We start from the raw sequence: 19,150 nt of genomic DNA, 5'->3' as shown, positions 1-19,150 counted from the left end.
GAGTATGGATTCTGGATTGGCTCGTGACTACCGGGTAATTCCTGTAGGTCAGGGCGATGGAACGCTGCGTTGCTGTAGTGATTTGAGTGAATCTGAGCTGTGGGAAGAGCTGGAAATCCTATTGGGTAAATCGGTTGAAGTAGAGCAGGTAGATACCGATCAGATGGAATGGATGCTTTCGAAATATTACCGGAAGCAGGAGGGAAGGTCGGCCATTTCGGTTTCGGTTAGAAATCCGGAAACTTTTTTGGACGATCTTATTGGTGAGGCCAAGGGATTAAATAGTTCAGATATCCACATCGAAAGTTATGAGAAGAAATGCCGGGTACGTTTCCGTATCGATGGACACTTGATGGAAAAATATGCAATTCCAAAGAATGACTACCCGGCGCTAATCAATAAGATTAAAATCAAATCCAACCTGGATATTGCCGAGAAACGACTGCCTCAGGATGGACGAATTGAATACGACAACCACGGAGTTAAGTTTGATATTAGGGTATCGGTATTACCCACGCTGTATGGCGAAAAGGTGGTGATGCGTTTGTTGAACAACGACGCAACCAATATCGATTTGGATACCCTCGGTATGCGTGATTTGGAAAAAGATTACTACCGGGAGGCTATTCGTAAACCCAGCGGGATAGTTCTAATCAGTGGTCCTACAGGCTCGGGAAAAACGACCACACTGTATGCTACACTGAAGCTTTTGAATAAAGAAAACCTGAATGTGGTTACCGTTGAAGACCCCATTGAATACACACTTCCTGGAATCAATCAGGTACAGGTAAAGGAATCCATTGGATTGAGCTTTGCCAGTGCCTTACGGTCTTTTTTGAGGCAGGATCCGGATGTGATTATGCTGGGGGAGATTCGGGATGCTGAAACGGCTAATATGGCCATCCGTGCTGCACTTACCGGGCACCTCGTTTTATCAACAGTGCATACCAATTCTGCTTGGGGAACCATTTCCCGATTACGTGATATGGGCGTACCGGCCTTTTTGCTGTCCGGAACGTTAAATGCTTCCATTGCCCAGCGATTGGTTCGAAAACTCTGCCCCCATTGCAAACGGGAAGAGGCTTTTGATTTAAAGAAATTTCCGCTTGCCTACAAACCACCGCGGATCTTGCAACACATTCATCAACCGGTGGGCTGTATTCATTGCCACCATAGCGGCTATCAAGGAAGATTGGCCCTGTACGAAATTATTCCGGTATACCGAGAATTGGTAGAATCGATCAAGAACAACGAAAACAACATAAGCGATTACCTCCTTAAATGGAAGATCAAATCCTTGTCAGATAACGCATTTGACGCTCTTGAGTCAGGTATAACCAGCCTGGATGAGGTCTATCCTTATTTAACCCATAACCACTAAATGAAAAAATTGACCATCATAATTCTGCTTTTTACCTGCTTGGGAGGCTGGGCTCAGAACGGTAATCGTTTTGTGGACCTTCGTCAGAAGCTGGTTAAAATGTCGGAATCCGAACCGGGGCTCAAAGAACAGGTAGAGCTATCTGTGAGCGAGATAAGTATCCAGGAATTCTTGCGAGGAATTGCTGAAGCTCATCAGCTCAATGTGAGTGTGGATCCTTCGCTGCAGGTGGAGGTGACCAATAACTTTTCTGACGCCGATGTTATTGATGTTTTGATGTATCTGTGTCGGCAGCATGATCTGGATATCGTTTTTATTGGCAGTATTTTGTCTTTTTCCGCTTACGTTGCTCCTGAGAAAGAGCCCGAACCATTGATTGCCCGAAAGATTAATGTGAAGTACGAGGTAAGGACCAACTTCCTTTCTGTGGATTTGAAGAAGGATACCCTGGCTCATGTCGCTAAGGCTATTACCGAAGTAGCAGGAATCAACGTGATTCTGGCTCCGGGAATTGATCAGCATATTGTAAGTGCCTTTATTCAAAATCGCCCGTTTAAGAATACCCTGGAGAAACTGGCTTATGCCAATGGATTAAAACTCAAGGAAACCACCGATAATTTCTTCATTCTCGAAAAGGTAGATGATCCCGAAAAAACAGCAGAGAAGCAAGATCCAAGGACGGTTCAGAAGAACAAGCGAAAACCCCTAAAACCAGATATGGATCTCGATCTCAAGATCAATGATCAACTGATTACCCTGGAGGCAGAGGATACGCCTATCAAAGATTTGATTAAACTGGTGTCGGATGAATTGGATAAAAACTTCTTTCTGTTCAACGATCCTGACGGTAAAGCAACGCTCTACATTGAGAATGCGACTTACGACGAGTTTCTGACTTACCTGCTCAACGGAACCGATTATACCCACAAAAATGAGGGCAATATTTACCTGATTGGTAAGAGACAATTGGAGCGGTTGAGAACTACCGAATTGGTTCAAATGCAAAACCGTACCATAGAGTCGGTGATGGACGTGATTCCGGCAGAGCTCAAAAAGGGTGTTGAAATCAAGGAGTTTGTGGAATTGAACGGATTGATTCTTACCGGATCTTATCCGAATGTGAACGAAGTAAAGGCCTTCTTAAAGCAAATAGACAAGGTAGTACCTGTGGTGATGATCGATGTGATGATTGTGAACGTGAGCAACAGTAAAACCCTCTCTACAGGCATTTCCATGGGAATTGGTGAAAATACCGGTAACGGGACTTCCACTACGGGCCCATCTGGCCAAACACGTTCCAGCCAATATTTGCCCGAGTACAATGTAAATCTCAATGCAGATGATGTGAACAAGGTGATCAATGGAATCAATGGATTTGGGATTCTAAACCTAGGTAAGGTTACCCCGGATTTTTACCTAAGCATCAAAGCCATGGAGGCCAATGGAATATTGAAGATGAGATCTACACCAAAGCTGGCCACCATTAACGGACATGAGGCCAATATGACCATTGGTCAGACCGATTATTACCTGGAAACATCAAATACCATCAACTCCGGGATCAATAATGTGGTTACCTCTCAACAAAACTGGAAATCGGTTCAAGCCGATTTGTCCATCACCATTAAGCCCTTTGTATCTGGGGATGAGCAAGTGACTTTGGAAATTGAAGTAAGTCAATCCGATTTTACGGGCAAGAGTGGTGTAAATGCTCCACCGGGAAGTGAAACTCGGCAGTTTAACTCAGTGATTCGGGTACGAAATGAAGAGATGATATTGATGGGAGGTTTGGAACGAAAACTCTCCAGCGAAGAAGGGAAGGGCCTACCGCTAATTTCCCGGATACCTGTGTTAAAATGGATTTTTGGACAACGCACCCGAGAGAGTGACAAGTCTAAATTGAATGTATTTATCAAACCAACCATCATCTACTAATGAAGGCCAAAGAATACCTGGAAAAAATGCTGAAACCTTCCGAAACGATCGGAATGGAGGTGAGTTTCTTTTCCCGGGATTCATGGGTCATTCATTTGGTTGCCCTTAAACGAAAAGGGGAGTCCGTTGAGCTTCTTTGGGAAGAAGGAAATATTAGAACCCTCGAAGATTTACCTCTTGATAAGCTCAAGCAAAAGCGACTGTTTGTTTCCGTATGTGGAAAAGGAGTATTGAGTAAGGAACTCTTTACTGACTCCAACGATTTGGAAGACTTGATGAAGAAGGCTTTTCCAAACATAACTCCTGAGGATTTTATGACTCAGGTAGATGCTCAAGAAGGATCGACTCAAGTTTCATTGCTGCGCTTGGATCAGATTAATCCGGTATTAAAAGAATTAGAAGCCGCTGGTGCTTCGGTGATCAATATGCGACTTGGTCCAGGTGTATTGTTTCCTTTTCTGCGGGAATCGAAGCCTGAAAGAGTGGGATATTATAGCCTGAATTGGACTGACCATGGCCACGTTGAAGCATCGGGGCCCATCACCGATCCCAATACAGATTACCTGGAATACCATGGTGAAACCCTTCGGGGCCCTCAAGTATTGGCCTATTTTTCGGCTTTAGCCGGATTGGTGGGTATTCCCGTATTGCTGGGAAGTCATCGTGAGCAATGGGTGACTAAGGAGCTTAATCTTAAGGGCAATCAGATAATTAAAAAGGTAGGAATTGGATTTATCGGATTCCTGCTGCTCATGCTTACCATTAATGTACTCGTATTTAGTCATTATGATCAAAAGGTAGCTTTGTTAGAGGGAGAGCTTACCTTACTATCCGGTGATATTGATCAGTTGGAAAAATTGAATCAATCTATTCAGGATAAACAGCAGCTTCTCGAAAAAATAAACTTCTCTGGGCAAAGCCGTTATGCCCGGTTTGCCGATGAAATTGCGGCCACGGTACCCAAACGACTTGAGCTATCTAAGATGGAATTTGCTCCTGTTCAGGAAAAGATTAACCGAGGTAAGAAGGAGCTCGCTTTCCGTACAACTACTTTGGTATTGCAAGGACAAATCAAGCAAAGTGACGAATTGCAGAGTTGGACCCGAGAACTGATGGAGTTGCCCTTCATTGCTGATTTGAGCATTGAGCAATTTTCCTACGATTTTGATAAGCGCACCAATTTTTTCATTCTAAACCTGACTTTGCATGTGGGATAAGCTCAACATAAAGCAGCGGTTTGCCGTGTTGTTAGGTGGAATGGTTGGAGTGCTGTGGTTGGTATGGTCATTTAGCCTTTCCAATACGCTGGATCGCTACCAGCGCTATCAATCTCAACAAGAACAAATTCGGCAGTATCAGGAAATGAAGGTTCAATTGATGACTCAAAAGAATCAGGTGGAACAACATTTGGCCGCCTTGAATCAACCCGAGGGGGAGGCTATTTCTGATTTTCAGGAGCGCATTCTCTTTCGATTGACTCAGGAATTGGAAAATCGAAAAGCTCGAATTGCTGAGTTTCCTCAATTGCATGAAGAAGAAAACAAACAACTGCACGTAAAGACCCAACATTTTGTGTTGGAAGGCAACTACTTTGATCTTCTGGAAGTGCTTAACCAGTTGGAAAATGGCCCTTATGTGGGAAGCATTGCCTCGGTTCACTTCTACAAGAAGAAGAATAAGCGCCTAAAGAGGGTGCAGTTATTTATGAAAGTCTATGTACAAGAAATTGCTTAATCATCATTCAGTCTGGTTTCTGGGGGTGTTAATCCTTCTCGGGAGTTGCCACCAAGCCATTTTGGAAGATATAACCGAAGCCCGTGTCACGTTGGTTGCTCCTTCTAACGGAGTGCAGATTGAAGATCAAACCATTACTTTCCTATGGAACGAAGTAGAGGGAGCGAGCTCTTATCGCTTACAGATTGGCAAACCAAGTTTTGATTCTTTGGCCACCGTGGTATTGGATTCTACCGTTGAAGCCAATAGCTATACTTACACCCTTAACCCGGGGAACTATGAATGGCGGGTTCAGGCCAAAAACTCCGGTTATGAATCTGGTTATACCACCTACCGAATTCGGGTAGATAGCTCTGAAAACCTGAGTGGGGCTCAAGTGGTACTATCCTCACCGGTTGATAGTTTTTTCACGGCTTCATTATATCCTCAATTTAGTTGGGAACCGATTGCTCTATCATCGTTTTATGGCTTTCGAATCGTTCGGGGAAGCGATTTTGAAAATGGCGAACTGTTTACGAGTAAAGTCGAAACCACCAACAATAGCCTTACCTTGACCAAGGCCTTGGAAAATGGAAAGTTTACCTGGGGAGTTAATGCGGAAAATGCCAAGTCTAAAACGGGCTATAGTAAGCGTTTCATTTGGTTTGATAATATCTCGCCTGTAGCTGCTACACCCAACAATCCACAGGATAATGCTACTCAGCCAGATGGCAACGTGGTGTTTACCTGGACCCGACCATCGGATAGTGGAACACCGCTTTACGATAGTTTGTTCCTTTATTCTGATCCCGGATTAACCACGTTGATCAAAAAGGTTTCGGGAGCCGGACAAACCTATTCTGATTCCCTGACAGCTGGAGACTACTATTGGCGAATTAGAGCCACGGATCGGGCTGGAAATGTGGGAACCTTTTCAGTTTCTCGTAAAGTCACCATTCCATGAAAAGCAAGCCGGTCAAAATAACGTTGCTGATCGGTGTGGTGGCCATTTGGGGCTTGATTGCCTACCAAATATTGGCACCTGCTTCTATAGAAGATGATAACTTGACTTTTGCGATGAACAGGCCTGTAGCACAAGTTTCTGAAGAAAAGAGAGAAGTCGTGGATCTCCAGAAGAACTATGCGGATCCGTTTTTTAAGAAGATGGCTTATCAACCTCCAAGTAATCCGATACAACCTGTTACGCAGAAGAAGCGCGCTAAGCCAGTTATAGCTAAACCTGTTAAGATTTGGCCTCCTGTGGTTTACAACGGAACGGTAAAAAACCACACAACGGGTAATTTGTATGCCTTCTTCGAGATCAATGGCCGCAAAGAGGCCTTGGAGGAGATGGAGGAATTTGAGTCGATCAAGGTGCTTAAAATCTGGAAAGATTCTGTTTTGCTGGAATTTGAAAATCAGCAACGCACTATTCACAAATAGCTAATCTACCAAGGGCCACGAACTTGTCGTCCGATATAGGTGCTTGCCAGGTAACCCAAATAGCCAACCCCGCCAGCAGCCGCAAAAACTACCAAGGTTGTTATAATTTCCCCAGAGTAAAAGCTATAGAATACCGGGTATAGAAACATAAGTGCGCAAAATCCAAAAATGATTCTATTCGCCCATGGAAAGGGGGAGGTTTGGGTTGAGCTTCTTCAAACTGCGAGTAGTTCATTTTGGCATAGCGCTCAGCCCGTTTGCGCGGATCTCTACGTCGACGTTGCTGTTTTCGAATATGATCCCGGTATTGTTGCCTTTTTGTTTGAGTTGATTGTCTGTTTACGCGCGGCGCAGGACGATCCAGACGTTCCAGGATTTTTTCATAAGCCAAGGTAATTTCCACAAAGCGTTCATGTGCGTCGGGAACTTTGCTGATGTCTGGATGGTATTTCTTCGCCAATTTCCGATAGGCGTTTTTGATCACCTTTTTATCGGTAGTTGGTTTTATTTCAAGGGTTCTGAAATGGCGTTGTAGCATGGTCGGGTAAAAATAGGATTTAATCCTGGGCCTCTAAGGCGTGTTTTTGATCTTTTCTCCAGCCTGTAAACCGCTTGAAGCATACGAAAAATACATAAACACTTGCGGCAACCTGAGCTGCGGATACGGGGTTGTGAGACTCAATAAGAACTATGGAGCTCATAAAGGTGAACCACCCTGCAAATAGCGTAATAAAGAAAAAAGCTACATAGTAGAACCATTTGTAGAATTTCAACTCCTCTGGGCTCTTGTAGGCAGAGCTTTTCTTTTTGTAACGTTGGTAGTTTAGTTCCGAGTATCCTGCTGCTCGATCACGTGGATGAATACGACTTTTACGAGCTTTACGCACCTTTTTCCGAATGGTCTTTTTGGATTGAATTCGGTAACTCAATGGTCGCTTTCTGCGCTCCAGAATGCGCTCATAGGCCAAGGTGACTTCAATAAACTTTTCCCGAGTGCCCGGGTCATTGGAGGAGTCAGGATGGTATTGACGAGCCAAAATTCGGTAGGCCTTTTTGATTTCCTCCAAACTCGCCTCCGGCGTGACTCCTAAGATTCTGTAATAACGTTGATACAATTTTTCTGCTGAGAATTATCCTAATTGGTTAGTATCAAATATAACGCTTGTAAGTACATTTTAGTTTTTGTGAAGCCATTAATCAGGTGAAATTCACCTTTTATTCGATTGGGGAAGAGGGGGGCTGGATTTGAGCAATTCAGGATTACCTCACTTTGTTCGGTGATTCCGGTTGGGGGAGCTTTATCAAAACCCTTTGTTTGGCACGCCAAACGGTTTTCTTTTTTTCGTTTTTGGATTACCTCACTTTGTTCGGTGATCCCTGTTGGGGGAGGCTTTATCAAAACCCTTTGTTTGGCACGCCAAACGGTTTTCTTTTTTTTCGTTTTGGATTACCTCACTTTGTTCGGTGATCCCTGTTGGGGGGAGGCTTTATCAAAACCCTTTGTTTGGCAAGCCAAACGGTTTTCTTTTTTTTTCGTTTTGGATTACCTCACTTTGTTCGGTGATCCCTGTTGGGGGGAGGCTTTATCAAAACCCTTTGTTTGGCAAGCCAAACGGTTTTCTTTTTTTTAACGCTCCTTGAAAACGTTTGTTTTCGTCGCTTAAAAAAAAAGAAAACCCCTCTGTCTGTCGACAGAAGGGTTTTGGTAGCGGAGAGAGGGGGATTCGAACCCCCGGTACGCGTTAACGTACGCATGTTTAGCAAACATGTGGTTTCAGCCACTCACCCACCTCTCCGGAAGGAGGGCAAAAGTAACACTAAATGGGATTTAGACAAGCTTTGTGGGATAGGAAATTTAAGGGAAAGTTTGAATTTGCTGAGATAGTGAAACTTAGATGCGATCAATTCGTGCGTCTTTCCCAGTTTTCGTCCAGTTTTTGCTCATCAACTTCAGGCGGATGCTCAAATAATCGATTGACTTTTGGTTGAACGATCCAGATCCCAATGGGATTAAACCAAATCAGAAAAAATTCACCGACGAATTCTGAGAAATCGACCTTACGTTGCATTTCCGCCGTTTTTATCGTTTTGGCAACCCAGTAGAGGCTATGGAACATTCCAAACACGGAAATGAGGTGAAGAGGAATTACAATTGTCATTGCCATTCCGATGAAAACGGGCTCTATTTCTCCGGCATCACTAAAAAAACTATTGATGAACGATAAAAAATAAAACAGCAATAGAGCTATATAAATAGCTGGAAAGAGCAAAAAGAATCTGAATCGATTGTCGGGAAACTTGATTTGGGCAGGAAGGCTTTTTTTAAGCCCAAAGTAGATGGACCAAAACCAGCCAAACAAGCCAAAAAACGATAAGGTAGCAACCCCAACAAACCCGCGAAAAACCCCAATAGCGTTATCGAATTCAGGTGTATTGCTTCCTACTGTATTCAAAATCAACTGCGTCATATTGAAGGAATGGACTCCAAATGGAATGGCAACGAAGAGTAGAAAAAATTGCCAGTGTTTGGCTCGAAGAAATAGGGATATCATGGTTTTGGTTTTATCGTTGATCGAAGATACACTATTTGGTTTCAGCAGGCTTAAATTGACTGATTCAAACACATGAGCCAAGTGTCACCCAATCACCATGAAATTTAGCACCCGTTGAAACGCACTTTTCTTGGACCTATGAACAGGGTGCTTTGTAAGGGGTGTATTCCTGTTAGGTAGTTTCGCGGCGAGAGAATTTTATGGTGCGAAACGTGGAAGGTTTAACAGATTTAAATCTTCTATTTGGTTCTAATTGATTGATATCAAGTCATGTGGGGTGTGTAGGAGCGTCTTTTGATATCCGTTGATTAGCGTTGTAGAACAGGGGTTTTAGCTGGGATTACTTCCACAGAACGCAACTTTTGATAATTAGACATCGTATTCCAGATGGTAATGAAGTTGCCCAACAACCCCTTAAACACCCCTCGGAGTGGTCGTCGTTATGCCACAATGATTCATGCCCTGAACTTGATTTGGGTTGCCCTAATCCTAATTTCCTGTATTCCCGTATTCGGACAAAATGTGAACGCCTATGCCACGGTAACGGGTATTGTTGGATCCACGTTGACCATTGATATGGTCGATGAAACGGACGACACTTTCGAAGATGGAGAATACGTGGTCATCATGCAAATGCAAGACGATGTTATTGGATCCAATACGTCCAATAATTCCAGTTTCGGAAACTTGAGCAATATCGCATCAGCTGGATTATATGAAATTCGACAGATAGATTCCCATACGGAATCAGGTGGAAGTCCTAATTCAATAACCCTCACCGGCAGTTTATCTAATAGCTATAATGTAGGGTCCAACTCTCAGGTTCAGGTGATCAGCTTTCCCACTTTTGGAAGTCCTGATTATACAACTACCCAAGAATTGTCAGCCAAGGCCTGGGATGGTAATAATGGTGGGGTACTGGCTTTTCAAGTGGAAGGTGTTTTAACCATTGCCCATAACATGAGTGTTGATGGCCTTGGTTTTAGAGGCGCCTCAGGCAACGGTGGTGGATCCACCGGATGCAGCGGTTCATCTAATTATCGCCTGGCAAGTACCGATCATTTTGCGGATAAAGGTGAAAGCATTTACCGAGTTTCAAACTCCAATTACGCTGCCGGGCAGGCCAAAATTCTGAATGGCGGCGGAGGCGGAAATAGTCACAACGGTGGTGGCGGTGGTGGAAGCAATGCTACCGCTGGTGGAGAAGGTGGCCCAGGTTGGCCCAATTGCTCTCCGTCGGCTGGAGGAGTAGGGGGTATTTCCCTGGATGCACATATTTCGGCCAGCCGCATTTTTATGGGTGGCGGCGGCGGAGCTGGTGAAGTAAACAACGGTGGTTCTGTAGCTGCTGGAGATGGAGGTGGAATCATTCTCATTAGAGCGGATGAAGTAAGAACTGGCGGCGTGTGTGTAGGAAGAACCATTCAAGCCGATGGAGAAACTGTGACCCAAGGTAGTGGAGGTGATGGAAACAGCGGCGGCGGCGGCGGCGGCTCGATAGTTTTTCAGGTTGGAGCCTGGAGCGTTTCTGCAACTTGTCCAATAACCGTTCAAGCCAATGGTGGCGGAGGGGGTGATGTAACCCATGCTCATATCCATGGTGCAGGTGGTGGTGGTGGAATGGGCGCTGTCATTTACAATACCTCGGAGCCTACCACGAACGTAACCACGAATACCCAAGCGGGAATGGGAGGCATTAATTGTAATGCATGTGGCCGTGCAGATAATGGCGCCGGAAGCAATGGTGACGGTATTCAAGATGGAATAACCGGGCCATTACCCGTGGAACTGGTTGAATTTGATGCGGACGTTTTAAGCACCGACGAAGTGAGAATACATTGGAAAACGGCCAGTGAAATCAATAACGATTACTTTGAATTGGAAAAATCGACCGATTCGGAGAATTGGAATTTCCACAGTTTGCGATCCGGACAAGGCAATACCAATGAATCGACAGAATATGAGGTCATTGATTCCGATCCAGCCTTACTCAACTATTATCGTCTAAAACAGGTAGATTTTGATGGAACGGCCACCTATTCACAGATTCGGATGGTTCAGTTTGACGCCAAGGAGACCTTAAAAAGTTTGTTTCCCCTGCCTAACGACGGTAAGTTTAGCCTGGTGTTGCATGCTTCTCAAAATACCTCGGCAGCGTTAATTGTGTACAATCAGCTTGGTGAAGAGGTGCATCGCGAAAGTGTTCAATTGAGTCCCAATGCCAATGATTTGACGTTCAATTGGTCGTTTTTGGGTATCGGCCATTACTTGATTCAGGCTGTTTCGCTGGACGGCTCGATGTTGGATACTCAACCTTTGATTATCCGATAGATTAGTCCTTGGGATATTCGATGCGAACATGGTATATGTTCAGTAGCATCTTCGTAAAGATTTTCTTTATTGTGCTAATGTCTTTAAACGTAATATCGGCATTGGCAAATTGACCTTGATCTGCCTGGCTATCGATAATTCCATTAACCAGCTTTCCAATACTCTCCACACTGTAATTCGGTAAACTACGCGAAGCAGCCTCACAGGCATCGGCCATCATCAAAACGGCAGTTTCCTTCGAAAAGGGGATAGGTCCGCGATAAGAAAAGCGGCTCAGGTCTATTTCTTCATCCGGATGCGCCTGTTGGTATTGGTACAAAAAGTACTTCACTTGGGAGGTGCCGTGGTGGGTCCGAATGAAATCGATAATGACTTCTGGAAGCCGACTTTTTTTGGCCAATTCTATACCTTCAAGTACATGATCGAGAATGATTTCGGCACTTTCCTCAGGAGCCAATTCGTCGTGAGGATTTACACCACCTACTTGATTTTCGATAAAGTAGTGCGGTTGTTTCATTTTACCAATGTCATGGTACAAAGCTCCGGTGCGAACGAGTAGCGGATCACCACCAATATTCAGAATGGCTCGTTCTGATAGATTAGCTACCTGCATGCTGTGCTGAAACGTTCCAGGAGCACGAGTCGCCAATTCTCGTAGCAATTTTGAATTGGTATCGGCCAGTTCCATCAGGGTAACATCGGAAAGGAAACCAAATAGCTTTTCAAACAGATAGATCAAAGGATAGACGAGTAAAGTAAGAATGGCGCTACCGGCAAACCAATACATATTTTGCCACTCGATGTTGTGCCAATCTCCTTCCTGAACGATAAGCAGGGCCAAATCCGATGCAACGTAGGTCACAAAAATAACCAGGGTGGTAGTGATCAGCTGAGATCGTTTTCGCACCGTAACCAGGCTAAATATGGCAATGAGGCCGGCCATAGATTGAAGGAAGACGAACTCATACCCATTCGGTGCTACGAAGCCAATCAATATCATGGCGAGTACATGAATGAAGGCCGCCAGTATTTCGTCATAGAATGCCTTGATAAGAATGGGAAGGAGGCAAAATGGCAGTACATAAATGGGAACTTGCTCGATATAGAGCGGAATGGTTCCCATGAGCACAATAAGGGTGAAGGTAACGAGGATAAAGAATACCCGGTTGCTCACGTTGATAATGTGTTGCCGGAAAATAGACAGGAACAGGACCAAAACAAGCAGGATCATTCCTACCAATAGGATTTGTCCAGCCGCAATGTAATATTGACTTCCAGCCCCTCCTTTACGCTTGAGGTATTCCCGTTTCAGAGACTCCAATCGTTGATAAAGCGGTTCAGTAACTACATTTCCTCGGGAAATAATGAGCTCATCTTTTTCGACCTTACCGCGTGTCGGGGAGATGGCTTCTATGCGTTCCTGCAATACGGCTTCTGTTTTTTCCGCATCGTAAAACACGTTATGAGACATGTTTCGAATTAACAGATCCTTCAGCAATTGCCTTTGCTCATCATCATCGATTCTATTGTACTGGGATTTGAGGTATTCCAAAACCGATGAAATCGTGTACAAATCACCCAGCACTTTTTCCTGGCCCAGGTTGTCACGACTAATCACAACCAACTGATCTTCTTCCAGATCTTCTATTTCGGAAACGGGTTTAACGATGCCTCGCTTGTAAATATGGGCTAATGCAGAGCGACCAATGGGGAGTAAGCGGTTGTAAATTTTCCGTTCTTTCTTTCTGCTGGTATCCAGCCGGCTTACCAGGTCTTTTTCGAACTGACGTAAGGCCTCTTCGCCCACAATTTCTTCCTGATCGAAAAAATATTGGGAGTTTCGGGTAACCGTCTCCCGTTCTTCCTGCATTTCCTGATCTGATTTGTAGATGGCAAAATCGTAAGGAGCCAACAGGTTTTCGTGAAGCCAGGGTTTTCCAACTTGAAATTCGTATTGAAACTTGGCCTCCTTAGGCAGGAAATAAACGATGGTGACCAAGCTGACCAAAAGCAACAGGCCTTTGAAGATGATATCGTGGCCGTCACGCAGCTTGTTGAGCAGTTCTTTCATCACCACGAAAATAGATAATGTTGCCTGAATTTGTAGTAAAATGCCCCCTTGTTGGAATTCTCGTTTATTCCCTGTCTCTTTGTGCTTCGAAGCGGCAGCTTAAGTTCCATTTAGGCTGCTATTCATGGGGATTATTCGTGTACCAAACCTAAAACCATGAAGGCCATATTATGTCCCATTCGCCACAGGCCGTTAAAGGCCAGGGAGCCCAGTCTAAAGTGCATAATCCCTATCTCGAGCACCGTTATGTTAGAGAAGAATATGATGGGTTAGATGTCCCCGATTCAGAAATTACAGAACCCACGATCTATCAGGAAGTTTATCCAAAATCCATTCTTAACAAGATTGATAGCCCAGATATTCCCTATCGTTGGGGATTAAATCCCTACCAGGGGTGCGAACATGGTTGCATCTATTGCTATGCCCGGCATACCCATAACTATTGGGGCTATGATGCCGGGGTAGATTTTGAGCGAAAAATTATGGTGAAAAAGACAGCACCCACCTTGTTGAGAGCCAAACTGCGCAGTCGCAATTGGGAAGGTGAGCCGGTCATGTTATCAGGAAATACGGATTGCTATCAACCTGTTGAAAGAGAGCTTGGAATTACCCGACAGCTGCTTGAAGTGTTTTTGGAGGAAAGGCACCCAGTAGGAATGATTACCAAAAACGATCTGATTCTGCGGGATTTAGATATTCTTAAAGAGCTGGCTTCCCGTCAATTGGTAACCGTGGCAGTATCGATAACTACTCTGGATGAGCGCCTTAGAAGAGCCTTGGAGCCTCGAACTTCTACTGGTTTACGCCGGTTGAATGCGGTTAAACAATTGAGTGAAGCTGGGATTCCGGTAACCGTGATGATGGCTCCTGTGATTCCTGGATTGAACTCTACTGAAATTCCTGAAATAATTCAGCGATCAGCAGAGGCAGGAGCTTCCGGTTTCCATCATTTGGTGGTACGTCTGAATCATCAGAATGGCACCCTGTTTGAAGTATGGGCTCAGCGCCATTATCCAGATCGGGCGAACAAATTGCTTAACCAGATTAAAAAACTGCATGGAGGAAGTCTAAGTGATTCTCGATCAAAAATCAGAATGAGGGGAGAAGGTGCTGAAGCTGATGCGATATCGGCCTTGGCTCGTATTCATCGAACCCTTCATTTTAAAGACCGGAAGCCAGCCTACCAACTAAGCCCCAAGAAGCCTGATCAACTTTCTCTTTTTTAGCTCTTTCTGTCTGTTGATTAACCTTTTGCATTGGGTGAAATGTTCTACTTTCACCCTCATGCTTCGCCCGCTGTTCTATAGTTTGATCTTTGTGTTGTGGTCTTCGGTGTCTTTTGGGCAAATTCGAGATCCACGAGAGGTTAACCAGTCTTGGAATACGGATACGCTCGAAGCTGAAGTGCCCTTGGATGAATTTCTGTGCCTGTTGCCACGTGACGGAATTCCACCCATTGATGATCCCTATTTTGTGGATGGGGCTAAGGCTCTGGTGCTTGGAATTCCTCAAGAGCCCGTGATCGTGGTAGAGCGAGATGGCGAGGCTAAGGCTTATCCCTTAAGCATATTGATGTTTCATGAAATTGTGAATGATCGAATTGGCGGATTAGGTATCACTGTTACCTTCTGCCCGCTTTGCCATGCATCCATCGTTTTTGATCGTAATCTGGATGTGAATGGCCAGCCCTTGGAACTGGATTTTGGTGTTTCAGGAATGTTACGCCATTCGGATCTGGTAATGTGGGATCGGCAGACGGAGTCGTGGTGGCAGCAAATGACAGGACGAGCTATTGTTGGAGAACTGTCCGGACAGGAACTCACTATACTTCCGTCCGAGATTACTTCTTTGGAGGACTTTGTTCAGTTTTATCCGCAGGGAAGAGTACTGCAGTCAAAAGCGGATAATAGCTATGGATCCAATCCCTACCATCATTACGATAGTCTGGGAAAAAAGCCTTTTCTTTTCCATGGTGAAGTGGATGACCGACTTCCTCCAACCGAGTATGTGGTGAATTTATATGGGCAGCGTATTCCCAAGGTCTATCTCTTAAGCGTAATTCAAAATCAACATTTGATTCAAGATCAGCACGAAGGGCAGGGGATTCTCTTGTTGCACGAGTCCGGACAACTTTCGGTGATGGATGAAAAAGAAATCCGTGAGTCAAAGGACTTGGGTAAAATTGCCGTGTTTGATCCAGGAGAGGACACTTTTCTATGGAAGGAGGGAGCGATTCATGATGAGCGCAGTCAGTCTATTTGGAATCATCGCGGTCAGTGTATTTCAGGTGATCGAAAAGGGGAGCAACTGAACCGATTGGCTTATGGAGTCCATTTTGCTTTTGCCTGGTTAAACTTCTATCCAAACTCACAGATATACGGCCAATAGTCCGTCCTCGGAAGGAGAAAAACCCACATTATCCCAAAGCGAAGATTGTGTGAATTTAGAATCGGTCTGTCTTAGGCTTATTCGTCGGTTCAGGGAATAGACTTACTTTTGCCGCAAATCTTGAACAGGTTATGAAATCGATGCGGATAATAGTTTGTATGATATTGATGTTGAGTGGGCTACAAGCTTTTTCTCAACAGATGGTTTATCAAAGTTGGAACAAGGTTGCTACTCAAAAGAATGGAGTATTGAACGCCTATTATTTCAACAATTACCCTTTTGCTTATCAGGATCCAAATGGCAAAATGATGGGGGTTGAAGTGGACATCTTATCGGAATTCTCCAATTGGTTGATGAAGTACAAAGGTGTACAGTTAGAAATCAACTATGTGAAAAATGAAGGCTTCAATAAGTTCTATGATGTTATCCGCGATGGTGGTAATGGAATGGTTGGTTTAGGTTCTGTAACCATCAATGCTGAGCGTAAAAACTCGGTTCAATTCTCTCAGCCCTATTTAAAAAATGTAGCAGTTCTTGTATCTGCTCTTGAGGTGAATTCGCTGGAAAGCGTAAAGGATTTTTCCGTTGTATTCAAAGATCGTGTTGCCTTGGTGGTAAAGGGATCATCACATGAAAAGGAATTGTTGAAGATTCGGGAAGATCATTATCCAGGAATGCAGATTAGTTACGTTTCCTCACCCAAGGAGATGTTGGTTAAAATGAAAGACGATCCCATTTATTATGGGTACGTAGATATCATTACCTACTGGGCCTTTACGAAAGAACAAGGAGGTATTTTACGGGTGCATCGCAACGCTGATTTAAATGGAGAACGATTTGGATTTATCTTCCCTCCAAACAGCGATTGGAACGATATTTTCAACGAGTTCATGGTCGGTGGTTTCGGTTTTGCCGCTACCGCTGAATACCACAGCATTCTGGACAAATACCTCGATTTGCAAGTGATCAACGAGGTGCAGATTCGTTAATGAAAGCCAGAGACAACACCCTCAAAAGTTTAGACCAGTACCTTCAATTACAGCTCGAGGAATTCTTCTCCAAGGAAGAAATTCGCGTGCTTCGAAATCGCTTTTTTGAGCACTACTTCCGGGTAAATGCCGCGGATTACCTGCTGGAACCCAATAAGCGGGTAAGCGAATCCGAAATGCTACTCATCGTTAAGGCTGCAAAGGCTTTGAAGCGAAATGAGCCTTGGCAATACATCGTTGGTGAAGCTGAATTTTACGGACGGATATTTAAAGTGGATGGATCGGTTTTAATACCCCGACCTGAGACGGAAGAACTCTGCCAGTGGATTATTGATGATCATCATAACGAGGCGGGACTGAAGGTTTTGGATTTGGGTACCGGTTCCGGTTGCATTCCGATTACCCTTCAGCAAGAATTAAATGGAGTAGAGGTCCACGCATGCGACCTATCTGCAGAGGCTTTGGAAACCGCCAGGAAGAATGCTGGCTTAAATGATGCTGAGGTTAACTTCCATGCGAAGGATATCCTACAGGATTCTTTCCAGCTGATCGACGGGGAGAAACCCTATGATATTTGGGTATCAAATCCGCCCTACGTATTAAAATCGGATGCAAGCGATATGCAGGCCAACGTTTTGGATTACGAACCCTCATTGGCCCTTTTTGTGGAGGACAATGATCCCTTGATCTTTTACCGCCGCATATCCGAAGAGGCTCAAAAGGCCTTAAAACCGAGAGGAAAGCTCTATTTTGAGATTCACGAAAAATACGGCCAAGGGGTAGTGGAGCTCCTCGATAGTCTTGGTTATGAGAACGTTTGCGTTCGTCAGGATTTATCGGGTAGAGATCGAATGGTTCGGGCGCAAAAAGGCCATTAAAATTGGCGTTGAAAGGAATATATTTGCGCTATGTTCTGGAGTTTTAGAGAACGGATTGGTAATGGACAGGTCAACAAAGCCCTTCAAGGTGCTGTGGCCGGTGGTTTCTTGCCCTTGGCGCAGATGAAAAGCCTGCTTATCATTCTGGATCCGGAAACACTTAAAGGTTTGGACCAGAAGAAGTTGCTGAAGGTTATTCATCAGGAAAATGCCCAAACGACGGTTCATTTTCTTTGCTTCGACAAAACCTTCAAACCCACGAAAACCGAGAATGGCCTTCAATTTGATCCTCAAATCATTTCTCCCAAAGAAGTAGGAACCTGGTTAAAGCCTAAAGCGGATAAGATTCCTAAGGTGGACGTATTCGTGGATTTAACCGAATCTTTTTCCATCCCAATGGCCTACAGCAGATTGATGTGCCAGGCAAAATTTCATTGCGGTCGGGAACAGGATTGGAACAAGGAATACCTTGATTTGATGATTGGCCTGAAAGAAGGAGAAGGACCTGTGGAGTGGGTAAAGCACTGGATACATTACATGAAACTGATAAACAATAACAATCATGCAGCATAATTTCAAAGGGCTCGGAGTAGCCATGGTTACTCCCTTCACCGACAAGGGTGAGGTAGATTACGCCGGGTTGGAAAACCTGACAAATTATTTGGTAGAAGGTGGCGTGGATTACTTGGTTGTTCAAGGAACAACTGGAGAATCAGCGACCATGACTTTGGCCGAAAAACAGGAAGTGTTGCGTGTAGTCAAACAGGTGAATCAGGGGAGAAAACCTGTGGTATTCGGTCACGGTGGAAACAACACTGCCTCGTTGGTAGAAGGTTTCTCCAATTTTGACCTGGACGGGGTATATGCCATTTTATCGGCAAGCCCTTATTACAACAAGCCTACCCAAGAAGGTATCTATCAGCATTACAAAGCTTTGAGCGAAGCTTCGCCATTGCCTATCATTCTTTACAATGTTCCTGGGCGCACAGCGAGCAACATGTCGGCCGATACCACTTTAAGATTGGCTCGGGACTTTGATAACATCATCGCTGTGAAGGAAGCTTCCGGTGATTTGGTTCAAATCGTGAAAATTCTCAAGGACAAACCCGAAGATTTTAAGGTTATTAGTGGTGATGACGCCTTGGTTGTTCCACACATTGCAGCCGGTGGAGACGGAGTTATTTCCGTTATTGGTAACGCTTTACCCAAGGATTTTGGAAAAATGACCCACGCTGCACTCAACGGCGATTATGCAGAAGCACAGCGTATTCAAAACCGCGTTTCTGATTTGATTGATCAGCTGTTTGTTCAAGGGAATCCCGCGGGAATCAAGGCTGCTCTTAAAATGAAAGGGGTTTGTGGAGAAGCGGTTCGCTTGCCTTTGGTGAATATTTCAGATGACCTTCGTACGGCCATGGAAAAAGAGCTGGAAGGCTTGAACTAATTCCCGTCATTTCTCAGACGTATTG

General features: G+C 44.5%; 17 protein-coding genes and 1 tRNA gene. 13 read left to right on the top strand and 5 right to left on the bottom strand.

What is annotated here, in order from left to right:
• Positions 1 to 4: 4 nt before the first annotated feature.
• Genes KFE98_19155 through KFE98_19130 form a run of 6 tightly spaced genes read left to right on the top strand, consistent with a single transcriptional unit; the run spans position 5 to position 6,472 of the window.
• A complete protein-coding gene (locus KFE98_19155) occupies positions 5 to 1,381 on the top strand; it encodes a type II/IV secretion system protein (protein ID UTW62102.1) in 1,377 nt (458 codons plus the stop codon).
• A gap of 9 nt (positions 1,382 to 1,390) precedes the next feature.
• On the top strand, positions 1,391 to 3,316 hold the full coding sequence (locus KFE98_19150; GenBank protein UTW62101.1) for a hypothetical protein: 1,926 nt from the start codon (positions 1,391 to 1,393) through the stop codon (positions 3,314 to 3,316).
• Positions 3,316 to 4,533 (top strand): hypothetical protein, encoded by a 1,218-nt coding sequence (locus tag KFE98_19145; GenBank protein ID UTW62100.1) that lies wholly within the window; start codon positions 3,316 to 3,318, stop codon positions 4,531 to 4,533. Before KFE98_19150 ends, KFE98_19145 begins: the two co-directional genes overlap by 1 nt.
• The gene (locus KFE98_19140; protein UTW62099.1) at positions 4,523 to 5,050 is read left to right on the top strand and encodes a hypothetical protein; all 528 of its coding nucleotides are present in this window, start codon (positions 4,523 to 4,525) and stop codon (positions 5,048 to 5,050) included. The genes KFE98_19145 and KFE98_19140 overlap by 11 nt, the downstream gene beginning before the upstream one ends.
• A complete protein-coding gene (locus KFE98_19135; GenBank protein UTW62098.1) occupies positions 5,031 to 5,993 on the top strand; it encodes a hypothetical protein in 963 nt (320 codons plus the stop codon). The genes KFE98_19140 and KFE98_19135 overlap by 20 nt, the downstream gene beginning before the upstream one ends.
• A complete protein-coding gene (locus tag KFE98_19130; protein UTW62097.1) occupies positions 5,990 to 6,472 on the top strand; it encodes a hypothetical protein in 483 nt (160 codons plus the stop codon). Before KFE98_19135 ends, KFE98_19130 begins: the two co-directional genes overlap by 4 nt.
• A 100-nt stretch (positions 6,473 to 6,572) precedes the next feature.
• Here the strand turns inward: KFE98_19130 and KFE98_19125 are convergent, their stop codons facing one another.
• From KFE98_19125 to KFE98_19110, 4 genes are all read right to left on the bottom strand, one after another.
• Positions 6,573 to 7,010 (bottom strand): DnaJ domain-containing protein, encoded by a 438-nt coding sequence (locus KFE98_19125; protein ID UTW62096.1) that lies wholly within the window; start codon positions 7,008 to 7,010, stop codon positions 6,573 to 6,575.
• A 19-nt stretch (positions 7,011 to 7,029) separates the two neighbouring features.
• On the bottom strand, positions 7,030 to 7,587 hold the full coding sequence (locus tag KFE98_19120; GenBank protein ID UTW62095.1) for a DnaJ domain-containing protein: 558 nt from the start codon (positions 7,585 to 7,587) through the stop codon (positions 7,030 to 7,032).
• A gap of 594 nt (positions 7,588 to 8,181) precedes the next feature.
• Positions 8,182 to 8,268: transfer RNA gene (locus KFE98_19115), tRNA-Ser, on the bottom strand.
• A gap of 105 nt (positions 8,269 to 8,373) precedes the next feature.
• The gene (locus KFE98_19110) at positions 8,374 to 9,024 is read right to left on the bottom strand and encodes a hypothetical protein (protein UTW62094.1); all 651 of its coding nucleotides are present in this window, start codon (positions 9,022 to 9,024) and stop codon (positions 8,374 to 8,376) included.
• Positions 9,025 to 9,417: 393 nt separating this feature from the next.
• Between KFE98_19110 and KFE98_19105 the strand changes: the two genes are divergently transcribed.
• Entirely contained in the window at positions 9,418 to 11,355 is a 1,938-nt protein-coding gene (locus KFE98_19105; GenBank protein ID UTW62093.1) for a T9SS C-terminal target domain-containing protein, read from the top strand.
• Between the two features lies 1 nt (position 11,356).
• Here KFE98_19105 and KFE98_19100 read toward each other — a convergent pair whose 3' ends face one another.
• The gene (locus KFE98_19100) at positions 11,357 to 13,426 is read right to left on the bottom strand and encodes an HDIG domain-containing protein (protein ID UTW62092.1); all 2,070 of its coding nucleotides are present in this window, start codon (positions 13,424 to 13,426) and stop codon (positions 11,357 to 11,359) included.
• A 170-nt stretch (positions 13,427 to 13,596) separates the two neighbouring features.
• Between KFE98_19100 and KFE98_19095 the strand changes: the two genes are divergently transcribed.
• The 6 genes from KFE98_19095 (at position 13,597) to KFE98_19070 (ending at position 19,125) form a co-directional block, all read left to right on the top strand.
• The gene (locus KFE98_19095) at positions 13,597 to 14,652 is read left to right on the top strand and encodes a PA0069 family radical SAM protein (protein ID UTW62091.1); all 1,056 of its coding nucleotides are present in this window, start codon (positions 13,597 to 13,599) and stop codon (positions 14,650 to 14,652) included.
• Between the two features lie 58 nt (positions 14,653 to 14,710).
• On the top strand, positions 14,711 to 15,814 hold the full coding sequence (locus KFE98_19090; protein ID UTW62090.1) for a DUF3179 domain-containing protein: 1,104 nt from the start codon (positions 14,711 to 14,713) through the stop codon (positions 15,812 to 15,814).
• A 140-nt stretch (positions 15,815 to 15,954) separates the two neighbouring features.
• Positions 15,955 to 16,803 (top strand): transporter substrate-binding domain-containing protein, encoded by an 849-nt coding sequence (locus tag KFE98_19085; GenBank protein UTW62089.1) that lies wholly within the window; start codon positions 15,955 to 15,957, stop codon positions 16,801 to 16,803.
• Positions 16,803 to 17,681, top strand: coding sequence for a peptide chain release factor N(5)-glutamine methyltransferase (prmC, locus tag KFE98_19080; GenBank protein UTW62088.1), 879 nt, complete (start codon positions 16,803 to 16,805; stop codon positions 17,679 to 17,681). Before KFE98_19085 ends, prmC begins: the two co-directional genes overlap by 1 nt.
• 30 nt (positions 17,682 to 17,711) lie before the next feature.
• Positions 17,712 to 18,254 (top strand): hypothetical protein, encoded by a 543-nt coding sequence (locus KFE98_19075; protein ID UTW62087.1) that lies wholly within the window; start codon positions 17,712 to 17,714, stop codon positions 18,252 to 18,254.
• Positions 18,244 to 19,125, top strand: coding sequence for a 4-hydroxy-tetrahydrodipicolinate synthase (locus tag KFE98_19070; protein UTW62086.1), 882 nt, complete (start codon positions 18,244 to 18,246; stop codon positions 19,123 to 19,125). Before KFE98_19075 ends, KFE98_19070 begins: the two co-directional genes overlap by 11 nt.
• Positions 19,126 to 19,150 lie beyond the last annotated feature (25 nt).

Source organism: bacterium SCSIO 12741 (assembly GCA_024398055.1).
Taxonomy (GTDB): Bacteria; Bacteroidota; Bacteroidia; order Flavobacteriales_G; family Salibacteraceae; genus SCSIO-12741.
Note: the sequence above shows the minus strand (reverse complement) of the source record. Positions and strands in the feature narration are given on the sequence as shown.